This window comes from Bacillus sp. RE35 (assembly GCF_052146655.1).
Classification (GTDB): Bacteria; Bacillota; Bacilli; order Bacillales; family Bacillaceae_G; genus Bacillus_A; species Bacillus_A cereus.
In genome coordinates, this window is the sequence record NZ_CP197377.1 from 1,601,649 (window position 1) to 1,614,362 (window position 12,714).

The window sequence follows — 12,714 nt, forward strand, 5'->3', positions numbered from 1 at the left end:
GTGCCAACAGTTGGATTAAATACAACGAGTACAAATCATATTCCGTTACAAGCAGGAGCGCAAAAAAGTAATATACCTGTTAATGGTGTACAACCGCCAGTGCAACAAAGTAATGGAGTTTCGGCAGGAGCGCAAAAGACTCCTGGGGTAATGGGGAAAGATGATTTCCTAAAATTATTTTTATCAAGTTTCCAACATCAAGATCCATTTAATGCGATGGATATGAATCAAATGATGAATCAGACAGCGCAGTTATCTCTTATGGAACAAGTACAGAATATGACGAAAGCAGTAGATAAGCTGCAATCAACGATGTATTCAACAGCACTTGATGGTGGAATGAAGTTTTTAGGGAAATACGTAAGAGGTGTTGACGGCGAAGGAAACAAAGTAACTGGTCAAGTAGAGACAGTTCGCCTTGCAGAAAATAACGATGTGCAGCTCGTTATTAATAATAAAGTTGTATCTCTTCGTTTCGTTGAGAGAGTGTCTGATAAACCGATTGGAGAAACGAATCCAGAAGACGCAAAGAAAGACGATCAAAAAGTAACTGAAGAAGTAAAAACTACAAATTCATAAGGAGTGTCCATACGTTATGATTAAAGCGTTATATACAAGTATTACAGGAATGAATGCAACACAAAATGCATTAAGTGTAACTTCAAATAATATTGCCAATGCACAAACAGTAGGTTATAAAAAACAAAAAGCAATGTTTGATGATTTATTATATAACAATTCGATTGGTGCAAAAGGTGACGGTAAATACGCCGGAACAAATCCGAAAAGTATTGGTAACGGTGTGAAAATGAGTGGTACGGTTACGGATTATAGTGATGGTACAATTACGTTAACAGGTGGTAAAACACAAGCAGCAATGGAAGGTAATGGTTTCTTCGTTGTAGGTGATTCAAATGGCGGAAATATGGAATTTACTCGTAAAGGTACGTTTGCGATATCTTCAGATTACTATATTACGAATACTGAAGGTCAATACGTATTTGCATACCCTGCAAATGAGGCAACTGGTGAAGTTGATTTATCTGGAATTCCAGGACCGTTGCAAATTCCAATGGGAACAGCAATTGGTGGTATTCAAACAACGAAAGGGACAATTAAAGGGAATATTCCGGTTAGTGAAAATAAAATCACACAAGATTTACCTGTTTATGATAATGCTGGTAATACGTGGACGATGCGTGTAGAATTTACGAAAACTAATGAACATGAGTATACATATAAAGTACAAATGCGTAATGATTCAAAAAAAGAAACAACATTTAAAGATGTTACAGGTGCAGGATCAACAGGTACATTGAAATTTGATAATGTGGGAAATCCAACTCCGCCGCAACAAGGAGCGAATATTCCGTTTATTGGTGGAACAGTAAATTTAGATTTTAGTAAATTAACAAATCATCCAACAGATAAAACATTATCAGTAACAGACGTAGATGGTAGAGCAGCAGCGACGGTTAAAGATTGCTTCATTGCTGACGGTGGATATGTAATGGTAAAATATTCTGATGGAAGTATGAAATCAGCTGGTCAATTAGCTGTTGCGATGTTCCCGAACGAAGGCGGACTAATGAAAACAGGTAATGGTAACTATACAGCGACGAATACAACAGGTATTTTAGCTCTTGGTGCATCTGGTCAAAACGGTGCAGGTAAAGTACGCGGTGGTGCACAAGAAGGTGCAAACGTAGATTTATCTGTAGAGTTCGTTGACTTAATGTTATACCAACGCGGATTCCAAGGAAATGCGAAAGTAATTAAAGTTTCAGATGAAGTATTAAATGAAGTTGTAAACTTAATTCGATAATATATCGTAAAGAAAAAATGTAATGGAGTAGAAAGGGTTTTTTATTCGTATGACAAGACAAGAGCGAATTTTACAATTGCCTTTTTTCGAAAATAAACGTGAACTTGCCGAGCAAGTATTAAAAATAGAACGAGAAGAGCATGTATATTTACCAGATCAATTTGAAATTAAGCAAGTGCCTCCGTATTCATTTGGTGAAAAACAAGCAATCATTGGCCGTATCCATGAGTTTTATTTCATAAGTGTTGGTAGCGATAGCGTTTGGAAGTATCAACTGTTTAAGGATGAGATGAAGTGTCGTGAGTTTTTTGTTATGTTGCCAAACATTACGGATCAGCAGATAGCGTTTTGGTTTAATAACATAGAGTTATTGAAAGGTTCTTAAAAGCACTTTTTAGGTTTTGAGAGAGGACCTGGCGATGTTTTGGAGCGGTTAGTGCCTAATAGAGTCCCGACCGATGTGTAAGACCAGAGATATGTAGCGTTACTAGAGTAGTGTGGTAGTGTAAGAAGTGGTAATATAAAATAGTTTTAAGTTAATTTAAGGTAGTTGTATATACAATTAGACTGAATTTCTATAAAAGGAGAGGTGAGGAGGATGGCGCAAAATAAGTATCGCGTTACATTCATTTCGCCGAGTGAGGTTGAGCAGCGGACTGTAATGGCGGCGAATAGTTTGCCAGATTTAATCCGTAAAGTAGAGAGTATTATTGCCGATCCAAACGGTTATTTTGTGAATGATAAAAAAAATAATTGTTATTTTAAAGTGATTAAAGAAAATGTTACGTTTATTCAATATGAGTTACTATTTTCGGATAAGGAAATTCATATTGAAAAATTAAAACATATAGCACCGGTAGTATTAAAACGATTATTCGAAAAAATAAATGACCCGGAATTATATGCACTCGCGCTACTTGATGTTGATATAGCAACGAAAGAATATGTGCTAGCAGAAATGAATTCTGAGCTGAGAATAAGAGTAGAGACGGAGCTTTCGAAAAAATGGGAAGCAATGCCGACAGAAATTGTAGGAGCGCAAGAAGTGTTGTTAGAAGCACTTGCTTCGTTTATACAAGATTAATTGTTTTTTAATAAAATGAATCGTTCGACTATCTATATTTTTTATATAGGTAGTTGACTTTTTCTCTTTTATAAAGCTTAATAATTAGATATACGGAATTAATGGAAGGGGAGCGACACCTTTATGTCACAAGCACAAAGTATTTTATTAGAAAGCGGAACAAATGAATTAGAGATTGTTACGTATACTGTTGGTGAAAACCTATTTAGTATTAATGTTATGAAAGTACGTGAAATCATTAATCCATTCCCTGTTACAACTGTGCCAGAATCTCATCATGCAGTTGAAGGTGTTGTTCAAGTACGTGGTGAAATTTTACCTGTTATTAACTTGGCAATGGCTCTTAATTTAAAGTCAACAAAGCCACTTGATCAAACGAAATTTATCATCTCAGAATTAAACCAAATGAAAGTTATTTTCCGCGTTGATGAAGTGCATCGTATTCAACGTATTTCGTGGGAACAAATTGATGAACCAGCTTCATTATCTATGGGACTAGAAGAAACGACATCTGGTATTGTAAAACTAGATGGCAAAATCATCTTACTATTAGATTATGAAAAAATTGTATGTGAAATTAGCGGCACTGGTTATGACAATAAATCAATTGCAGGGTTAGAACAAAAAACAGATCGAGCTGAAAAAGTAATTTATATTGCAGAAGATTCAGCGATGCTTCGCCAAATATTAGAAGAAACATTATCATCAGCTGGATATACGAAAATGAACTTCTTCAGCAATGGTGCAGAAGCGTTAGCACAAATTGAAAAATTAGCGAAAGAGCAAGGTGAAAAAATGTTTGAACATATTCACCTGCTAATTACGGATATTGAAATGCCAAAAATGGATGGACATCATTTAACGAAAGTGGTTAAGGATAGTGAAGTAATGAATCGTTTACCAGTCATTATTTTCTCTTCATTAATTACAAATGAATTATTCCATAAAGGTGAAGCTGTAGGAGCAAATGCTCAAGTAAGTAAGCCAGATATTCAAGAGCTAATTGGTTTAGTTGATAAGTTAGTGCTTTAAAAGCTTCTATTTAGCCAGAATAGAAGCTCTAGCTAAGTGTTGAGCGGTCAGTGCTTAATAGAGCCCTATGCGATGTTGAGATATAGGTAACTAGAAGAGCTGGTGTATAACATTTTTCTATTTAGTAGGAATAGGGGAAACTACTTATGTAAGTAAGTTTTCAGTGATTAATAGAGTCTCATGCGATGTGAGTTCAGAGGTATGAAGTAGTTTTAGGTAAGAAGAAGTGAGACTTTGATTGAGGATTTGAAGATTGGGTTTATAACTCTATTCTGTTAGAGAGAGGAAGGAATTAGCCATATGTAGCATTGGCTAATTCCTTTTTGGTATTCTATACTCTAACCTGGCAGAAAAATGAAAGGTTTCTGAGATGTTTGGCGCTGTATGTATGAAAAAATCTTCAAATGAAGATTTTTGATTTGAAAATATAAGCAAACGTATTTTCGAAGGTTATTTTAGTAACATTTCGTGGTAACGCAAATTTTTTCGGTGAAAAAATATTCAAAATACCATATAATATAATTAAATGTAATTAATATGCAATTTTACATATTAATAAAAAAACATTTTCCAAATTTTTATACTTTCTATACATTTTTGTATGTTAATTATTTGACAGATAATTTCGAACTGTTATAATATGGATATGTAAAAATTGCTATTTTCTTAAAAGACATGGGAGTCAGATGAGAATTGTGAAAGGATGAGGGGGAGTGGCACAGATTATGTATCACCACACAGCAATTAATGTATTAGGTCTTTTACAAAACATGTCAAATAATAAAATGAACGATATGCAACTAGAGGTGGAATTTAAAAAAATAGAAAAAGAATTCCAAGTAAAGTATGAAGAATTAGTTGATTTACATAATAGAATGGTATTATTTCAAATAGATATAGAAAAAAATGGCGGGATGCGAGCATATGAAAAATCAGCAATTACATGGCTGAAGTCTGAACTAGAGCTACTGTATGAAGTGTATCAATTTTGTCAACGTCACGGTTTAAACATTTTAAATATTTCAAAATACGTAAGTAAAAATGAACTAAATCTTTTTCCAAAAACAGAAAGTCAATTGCAAAATACGTATTATAAATTGAAAAAACGTGAAATACCGTTTGAAAATATTGAAAAACAAAAACCAGGACGAAAGCGAAAATATATACCAGTAAAAGAGACAATCGTTGCAAGAAAACAAAAAAATGAGTACGAATTAAAAGAAGAAATCCAGCATAAAGAGGATGAAAAAAATCTTGTAACAGTTATATCTGGTATCGTTGATAACTTTGAAACAATTAATCAATGTAGTGAAAGGAAAGAAGACGAACTACATCAGTTTATGGAAGGTATTTATAAGCTTTCTAGCATGGCAGCAGGGCGTTCTAGAGAAGCAAAGAATACACGTAGTCTAGAAGGTGAATTGCAGTCGTTACAACTGGAAAATGAAAGGCTAAAACGAGAGAAAGAAGAGCTTGTACAAGATATTAAAGGTATGACGCAGCTTTTAATTCATTTCATTACAAGTTCTGATATTGATCAAATACGTAAATTACCAACTTTCGTACAAGATTGTAAAATGGAATTACATAAACTAGGTCTATATAATGCACAAGACGGAAAAATGAAAATAATGGTTGACCGTAGCGGACAAGTTATGACGGTAACACAGTAATAAAATTTGGGTACAAAACAAAAGGGAGATACATAGTTTATATGTATTTCCCTTTTGTTTTGTATGGAATCGTTCCAAAGATGGAAGATTAATTTTTATAATTGTAGTAGTTTAGAGACCATTTGCGGAATTTGGTTCGCTTGTGAAACCATACTAAGGGCAACTTCAGTTAATAATTTGAACTTAAAAAAATCACTCATCTCCTGCGCCATGTCTGCATCTTCAATTCGAGATGCAGCATCTGTTAACGCCATACTTTGATTATTTAAATTTTCAATATTAAACTGTAAACGATTTATGATTGCACCAAGGTCGGCACGATGAAGTGACACACTTTGCAAAGCCTCTTCGATTTTACGAATTGCCGTTCTTGCTTCTTGTTCCGTTGGAATCTTGATGTCATGTTGTGTAGGGGAAGGGGGAATATGTTTCGTCATATTTACCGTATGACCGATATCGTCTAGTGTAATAGGGCGGTTTTGACCGTCAAATACAGATAAATCATTAAACTCAGTCGTCTCGCCAATATAGCCAATTTGTTCTGTTAAAGACTGAAACTCTTTATTCAGCGAATGACGGTTTTTATTTGAATTTGTACCGTTCGCAGATTGAACGGCTAAATCACGCATACGCTGTAAAATATTTGTCACAGTTTGAAGGGCAGCTTCCGCCGTGTGAAGCATCGATATCGCATCCTCATTATTACGAATCGCCACGCGCATACCAATTGCTCTGGCATGCATCCGAGTAACAATTGCAACATTCGCTGGATTATCCGAAGCGTTGTTCAACTTCTTACCAGTCGCCAAATGCTCCATCGCCACATTCATACACTTCTCATTCTCATACAACGACTGCCTAGCATTCATACTTAAAACATTCGTACCAATACGCATAATAGACACTCCTTATAGATTAATATAGTTAGTGTTCTGAAGCTAATAAAGGGTTATGAAAAGATAAAAAGGCTTATGCTTATTTGCTATTTGTGTTTTCACATAAGAGGGGGGTAAGATAAGCACTAACCGCTTCTATGCACCGCAGATGCTCTCTTACATCAAAAAAGAAAGTTTTATAAATAATCTATCTATATAGAAAAAATAAACCTCTCTGCAAGCAGAGAGGTTTATTTAGGAAACTAACTCAAATGGCTTATTGTAATAATTTAGAAACCATTTGTGGAGTTTGGTTTGCTTGAGAAAGCATGCTGATACCAGCTTCGTTCAAGATTTTGAACTTAGTCATTTCAGACATTTCTTTCGCCATGTCAGCGTCTTCGATTTGAGAAGCTGAAGCTGCCATAGAGTTTTCTTGGCTCTTAAGGTTGTTTACATTAAAGTCAAGACGATTTAATGTAGCACCTAGAGTAGCTCGGTTATCAGCCACTTTTGTAAGAGCGGCATCAAGTTGCCCAACTGCAGTTAAAGCTGATGGTTTTGTAGTATCTATTTTTGCAGTATCTTTAATTGCATCAAATGCTTTTACAATGTTAGCGTAAGCAGTAGCTGCTGTTGTTTCATTTGTTGCAGCTGTTGCAAAAGCAGTAGCTGCTGCTCCAACTTTACTTGCATCTGCACTTTCAAATCCAGCTGCTTTAAAAGCAGTTCCAAATTTAGCTACAGCTGCTTTTTGCGCATCCACATCTGTACCTGCTGCTGCCATTTCTTCTTGTAATGTTTTATAAGCATCATTAGATTTTTTTGCATCATCTGTTAAAGGAGGTTCAATTGCTAAGTCTGCGATACCTAGATCTGTAAGGCTTGCACCCTCTAATTTAATTCCAATCTGTTGAGCTGCTGCATCAGAGTCTAGAGTTTGGATTTTAATTTCTTGTGTAGACTTTAATAGATTTTTGTCGTTGAATTGAGTATTGTCAGCAATGTAAGTGATTTGCTCTTTTAATGCAGCAAACTCCTTGTTTAAAGCAACTTGGTTTTTTGTAGTATTTGTACCAGTTGCAGATTGGTTTGCAAGGTCACGCATACGAAGTAAGATGTTAGATACAGAGTTTAAAGCTGAATCTGCAGTACGGATTAATGACATACCATCTTGTGTGTTACGAGCAGCAACGTTTAAGCCGCCTTCACGAGCTTTCATACGAGTTGCGATTGCAAGACCCGCTGCATCGTCAGCTGCGCTGTTGATACGTTTACCACTTGATAAACGGTCCATAGAATTGCTCATTTTTGCTTGGTTTTGGCGCATGTACTCTTGCGTACGCATGCTGTTAATGTTTGTATTAATTCTCATGTTAAGAAACCCCCATTTTTTTATATTGACTTTTCTGCAAATTGAAAAACGGTAATATGCGAAAAAATCAATTTCGAGATTTATTGTAATCCTTGCCACAACGGGTGTCAACTAAAAATTCGAATTAATAAATATAAAAAAATAACAGTTTAACAATATATTCATTTTTTTATTACATAATTATTAAAAGGATTATTGCAAACTTTAAAAAAAAACTCTAATATTAGATTATCTTTGTTTACCGAAAAGGTGATATTATGATAGTTGGAAATATAGTAAAAGAAGTGCTTGCATATAAGAAAGGGCAAATTCAGCAAAAGCTAAGTAGCCCACAAGCATTCGTTAGTAGTCGTTTTCAAGAGAAGTTGCAGAGTGAACCTGCGAAGGAGACGAAGGCTACTACGCAGCCGGTACAATCTACGAAAATAGAAGCGGTTGTTAATAAACCCGTAGAAACTATTAATAAAGTAGAGGAAGCGAGTAAGCCTGAAGAAAAGGCTGAAACGAAGAAAGCAGATGAAGTGCAAGTTGCGCAAAAAGAGTTTGAACGACGTTTCCCAGAAACGAAAAATGAGGCTGCTGATACGTGGGAATTAACGAAGAAGTATAATATTCAAAAAATACGTTCTTCCAATGAAGGGAAGTATGAGGATATTATTGATCGTGTAAGTCGTACATATGGAATTCCAAAAACGTTAATTCAAAAAATGATTGAAGTAGAGTCTAATTTTAATCCGAAAACGGTGTCACATGCCGGTGCGATGGGTCTTATGCAGCTTATGCCAGCGAATGTGAAGGAGATGGGTGTGAAGAATCCCTTTTCACCAGCTGAAAGTATTGAAGGTGGCGTGAAAGAGTTAAGTGGTTATTTAAAGAAAAATAACGGTGACTTAGTATTGGCACTTGCTTCTTACAATGCTGGTCCTGGCAATGTGAAAAAGTACGGAGGCGTGCCGCCATTTAAAGAAACGCAAGGATATATTAAAAAAATATTAAATATCGACGTTTCAAAATAAGAAGTTTCATATATAGAGAGAACATGAAATTTTCGTGAACATGATATGGGAGTTGGCTAGATTTGAAATTACAAGATGATATTCCGTTAACAATTTATTTTGAAATCGGAAATACGAAAAAGAAAATTGAAGATCTGCTTCATATTACGAAAGGTACATTGTATCGTCTTGAAAATTCAACGAAAAATACGGTGCGTCTTATGCTTGAGAATGAAGAGATTGGAACCGGAAAGATTTTAACGAAGAATGGAAAAATGTACGTTGAAATCGTTGAATTGAAAAGGTAGGGAAGGGGATTGTCATGAGTGGCGAAAAATTAAGCCAAGAGCAAATTGATGCCCTGCTGAAGGCGGTAAATGAAGGCGAGGAAATGCCAGCTTTCGCACAAGAAGCAGGAAAGCAAGAGAAATTTCAAGAGTATGATTTTAATAGACCAGAGAAGTTCGGTGTTGAGCATTTACGTAGTTTGCAAGCGATTGCTTCTACGTTTGGAAAGCAGACGTCACAGACGTTATCAGCGCGTATGCGTATTCCGATTGAACTAGAGCCTTCAACAGTTGAGCAAGTTCCATTTACGAGTGAGTATGTGGAGAAGATGCCGAAAGATTATTATTTATATTGCGTAATTGATCTCGGTTTACCAGAGCTTGGAGAAATTGTTATTGAGATTGATTTAGCATTCGTTATTTATATTCATGAATGTTGGCTTGGCGGAGATAGTAAGCGTAACTTTACGATGCGCAGACCGTTAACAGCGTTTGAGTTTTTAACGCTTGATAATATATTCTTGCTTCTTTGTAAAAATTTAGAGCAATCATTTGAAAGTGTTGTTGCGATTGAACCGAAATTTGTAACGACAGAAACAGATCCGAATGCACTAAAGATTACGACAGCGAGCGATATCATTTCATTACTTAACGTAAATATGAAGACAGATTTTTGGAATACGACGGTGCGTATCGGGATTCCATTCTTATCTGTTGAAGAAATTATGGATAAGTTAACGTCTGAAAATATTGTCGAACATTCTTCAGACAAGCGCAAAAAGTATACGTCTGAAGTGGAAGTGAAAGTAAATCAAGTGTACAAACCTGTTCACGTTGCAATTGGTGAGCAGAAAATGACAATGAGTGAAATTGAACAAATTGAAGAAGGCGATATTATTCCGCTTCATACGAAAGTTTCGGATGAATTACTTGGTTATGTAGATGGAAAGCATAAATTTAATTGTTTTATTGGAAAAGATGGAACGCGTAAGGCGCTCCTATTTAAAAGTTTTGTAGAGTAGGAGGATCCATATGAAGCATGAAGTATCTCCTGTGTCATTAATGGGATTAGAAGATTTTGCAGGAAAGCGAAATGAAGCAGGTAAAGCACATATTGATACTGTTTCAGATATTTCGATTGAACTTGGTGTAAAGCTTGGAAAGTCATCTATTACGCTTGGTGATGTGAAGCAGTTAAAAGTTGGCGATGTTCTTGAAGTAGAGAAAAACTTAGGACATAAAGTAGATGTGTATTTAAGTAATATGAAAGTCGGCATCGGTGAAGCAATCGTAATGGACGAGAAATTCGGTATTATCATTTCTGAAATTGAAGCTGATAAGAAACAAGCGGCGCTTATGAAAGCGCAAAGTCAAATGCAAGATAAAGAGTAGAGGAGGAGTCATATGTCGTATATGACGACCTTATTTCAAGTCGTTTTACTGTTTGGTGCGCTCGGTTACGGTGCATATTATATGACGAAAAAGACGCGCAAACAGCAGTTTTTTAAGCAGGGTGAAAATGGCCATATACAAGTAAAAGACGGCGTTTATTTAAATCATCAAACGAGTGCCTTTTTATTTGAAGTGGACGGCAAGCAAGTGTTCACTGTTATTAGTAATAACGGTGTACAGTCTGTGCAATTAACCGGAACAGGAAATCAGTTTCAACAAGCACTAGAAGACGCGGTGAAGAGTGAAACGAAAAAAGTAGAGGATCCATCATGAGAATAAAGAAACAGTTATCATTATTAGCCGTTATTTTCGTATTTTCTATCGTTTTTTCAATTATTTTTGTAAATCCAGCGTATGCAGCCCCGAACGGTTTTATTAATTTCGAAAATGGAAAAGAGTTTACGAGTAATTCAAGTGTACAACTATTTGCGCTCGTTACCCTTTTATCATTATCATCTTCTATCGTTCTATTATTTACACATTTTACTTATTTTATGATCGTTCTAGGGATTACACGTCAAGGACTTGGGGTAATGAATTTACCACCAAACCAAGTGCTTGTTGGACTTGCATTATTTTTATCACTCTTTACGATGCAGCCTGTACTTGGGCAACTGAAGAGTGATGTGTGGGATCCGATGACGAAAGAGAAAATAACAGTAAGTCAAGCTGCGGAAACGACAGCTCCTATTATGAAAGAATATATGTCAAAGCATACGTATAAGCATGATTTAAAAATGATGTTGAAAGTACGCGGAGAAGAGTTGCCGAAAGATTTAAAGGATCTTTCACTATTTACGCTCGTACCATCCTTTACGTTAACGCAAATTCAAAAAGGTTTACTAACAGGGATGTTCATTTATTTAGCGTTTGTATTTATAGATTTGATTATTAGTACACTTTTAATGTACCTCGGGATGATGATGGTACCGCCGATGATTTTAAGTTTACCGTTTAAAATACTCGTTTTCGTATATTTAGGTGGATATACAAAAATCGTCGACATTATGTTTAAAACGGTCGCCTGAAGCGTTTGATGCTATGTGATAGGAGTCATATAAATGAATACGTCACCAATTATAGATATTTTTCAAACCTTTTTTTATAAAGGGGTTATGATTTTAATGCCGGTTGCCGGCGTAAGTATGATTGTCGTTATTATCATCGCTGTCATTATGGCGATGATGCAAATTCAAGAGCAAACGCTGACGTTTTTACCGAAAATGGCGAGTATCGTCCTCGTTATTATCATTTTAGGTCCGTGGATGTTCCAAGAGTTAACGACGCTTATTTTAGATTTATTTGATAAAATCCCATCGCTATTGCGTTCGTACTAAGATAGGTGAACTGAAATGAATATGGAATTATGGGCGGCGACGTTTTTTGCGTTTTGCCGCATTACTTCATTTTTATATTTTTTACCGTTTTTCTCAGGACGATCCATTCCAGCTATGGCGAAGGTTACATTTGGGCTCGGTCTGTCGATTACAGTTGCCGATCAAGTTGATGTTTCTCACATAAAGACGGTTTGGGATGTAGCTGCTTATGCAGCGACGCAAATTGTAATTGGATTATCTCTTTCAAAAATTGTAGAAATGCTGTGGAACATTCCGAAAATGGCTGGACATATTTTAGACTTTGATATCGGTTTATCACAGGCAAGTTTGTTTGATGTGAATGCAGGATCACAGTCTACTTTACTTTCAACACTTTTTGATATGTTCTTCCTCATTATTTTTATTTCACTTGGCGGCATTAATTATTTCGTTGCCACTATTTTAAAGTCGTTTCAATATACAGAGGCGATTTCAAAATTGCTGACGACTAGTTTTTTAGATAGTCTACTCGCAACGCTATTATTTGCGATCACATCAGCGGTTGAAATTGCTCTGCCGCTGATGGGAAGTTTATTCATCATTAACTTTGTTCTAATTTTAATTGCAAAAAACGCTCCGCAATTAAACGTTTTTATGAATGCATACGTAATTAAAATTACATGTGGTATTTTGTTTATTGCGATGAGTGTACCGATGCTCGGTTATGTGTTTAAAAATATGACGGATGTATTACTTGAAGAATATACGAAACTATTTAACTTTTTCTTAACGAAGTAGGG

General features: G+C 35.6%; 16 protein-coding genes. 14 read left to right on the top strand and 2 right to left on the bottom strand.

Annotated features, from left to right (window positions below; all coding sequences use genetic code 11):
* The 6 genes from ACTL4X_RS08415 to ACTL4X_RS08440 all read left to right on the top strand — a co-directional run bounded on the left by ACTL4X_RS08415 (position 1) and on the right by ACTL4X_RS08440 (position 5,614).
* Positions 1–579, top strand: a complete 579-nt coding sequence (locus ACTL4X_RS08415; RefSeq protein ID WP_086692585.1) for a flagellar hook assembly protein FlgD — start codon at positions 1–3, stop codon at positions 577–579.
* A 16-nt stretch (positions 580–595) separates the two neighbouring features.
* On the top strand, positions 596–1,825 hold the full coding sequence (gene flgE, locus ACTL4X_RS08420; RefSeq protein ID WP_063536038.1) for a flagellar hook protein FlgE: 1,230 nt from the start codon (positions 596–598) through the stop codon (positions 1,823–1,825).
* Between the two features lie 49 nt (positions 1,826–1,874).
* Positions 1,875–2,210: a DUF3964 family protein gene (locus ACTL4X_RS08425; RefSeq protein WP_000198166.1), complete on the top strand. Its 336-nt coding sequence runs from the start codon at positions 1,875–1,877 to the stop codon at positions 2,208–2,210.
* 213 nt (positions 2,211–2,423) lie between these two features.
* Positions 2,424–2,909 (top strand): hypothetical protein, encoded by a 486-nt coding sequence (locus ACTL4X_RS08430; RefSeq protein ID WP_000068301.1) that lies wholly within the window; start codon positions 2,424–2,426, stop codon positions 2,907–2,909.
* A 123-nt stretch (positions 2,910–3,032) separates the two neighbouring features.
* Positions 3,033–3,941, top strand: coding sequence for a chemotaxis protein (locus ACTL4X_RS08435; RefSeq protein WP_000075943.1), 909 nt, complete (start codon positions 3,033–3,035; stop codon positions 3,939–3,941).
* Between the two features lie 725 nt (positions 3,942–4,666).
* Positions 4,667–5,614: a DNA-binding domain-containing protein gene (locus ACTL4X_RS08440; RefSeq protein ID WP_049108342.1), complete on the top strand. Its 948-nt coding sequence runs from the start codon at positions 4,667–4,669 to the stop codon at positions 5,612–5,614.
* A 95-nt stretch (positions 5,615–5,709) separates the two neighbouring features.
* Here the strand turns inward: ACTL4X_RS08440 and ACTL4X_RS08445 are convergent, their stop codons facing one another.
* Positions 5,710–6,510 (bottom strand): flagellin N-terminal helical domain-containing protein, encoded by an 801-nt coding sequence (locus ACTL4X_RS08445; protein ID WP_086692852.1) that lies wholly within the window; start codon positions 6,508–6,510, stop codon positions 5,710–5,712.
* 256 nt (positions 6,511–6,766) lie between these two features.
* Entirely contained in the window at positions 6,767–7,864 is a 1,098-nt protein-coding gene (locus ACTL4X_RS08450; RefSeq protein WP_086692850.1) for a flagellin N-terminal helical domain-containing protein, read from the bottom strand.
* A gap of 257 nt (positions 7,865–8,121) precedes the next feature.
* On the opposite strand from ACTL4X_RS08450, the gene ACTL4X_RS08455 reads away from it, so the two are divergent.
* The 8 genes from ACTL4X_RS08455 (at position 8,122) to ACTL4X_RS08490 (ending at position 12,712) form a co-directional block, all read left to right on the top strand.
* The gene (locus tag ACTL4X_RS08455; protein ID WP_086692848.1) at positions 8,122–8,880 is read left to right on the top strand and encodes a lytic transglycosylase domain-containing protein; all 759 of its coding nucleotides are present in this window, start codon (positions 8,122–8,124) and stop codon (positions 8,878–8,880) included.
* 62 nt (positions 8,881–8,942) lie between these two features.
* A complete protein-coding gene (locus tag ACTL4X_RS08460) occupies positions 8,943–9,167 on the top strand; it encodes a flagellar motor switch protein FliN (protein ID WP_000775712.1) in 225 nt (74 codons plus the stop codon).
* Positions 9,168–9,181: 14 nt separating this feature from the next.
* Complete coding sequence (gene fliM / locus ACTL4X_RS08465; protein WP_000012360.1) at positions 9,182–10,168, top strand: flagellar motor switch protein FliM; 987 nt, start codon at positions 9,182–9,184, stop codon at positions 10,166–10,168.
* 10 nt (positions 10,169–10,178) lie between these two features.
* Entirely contained in the window at positions 10,179–10,538 is a 360-nt protein-coding gene (fliN, locus tag ACTL4X_RS08470) for a flagellar motor switch protein FliN (protein WP_000680010.1), read from the top strand.
* Positions 10,539–10,550: 12 nt separating this feature from the next.
* Positions 10,551–10,871, top strand: a complete 321-nt coding sequence (locus ACTL4X_RS08475) for a hypothetical protein (RefSeq protein ID WP_000121176.1) — start codon at positions 10,551–10,553, stop codon at positions 10,869–10,871.
* The gene (locus ACTL4X_RS08480) at positions 10,868–11,626 is read left to right on the top strand and encodes a flagellar type III secretion system pore protein FliP (RefSeq protein WP_001220582.1); all 759 of its coding nucleotides are present in this window, start codon (positions 10,868–10,870) and stop codon (positions 11,624–11,626) included. Before ACTL4X_RS08475 ends, ACTL4X_RS08480 begins: the two co-directional genes overlap by 4 nt.
* Before the next feature lie 33 nt (positions 11,627–11,659).
* A complete protein-coding gene (locus ACTL4X_RS08485) occupies positions 11,660–11,935 on the top strand; it encodes a flagellar biosynthetic protein FliQ (RefSeq protein WP_001098085.1) in 276 nt (91 codons plus the stop codon).
* A 15-nt stretch (positions 11,936–11,950) separates the two neighbouring features.
* Complete coding sequence (locus ACTL4X_RS08490; protein ID WP_001055706.1) at positions 11,951–12,712, top strand: flagellar biosynthetic protein FliR; 762 nt, start codon at positions 11,951–11,953, stop codon at positions 12,710–12,712.
* The last annotated feature ends 2 nt before the right edge of the window (positions 12,713–12,714 follow it).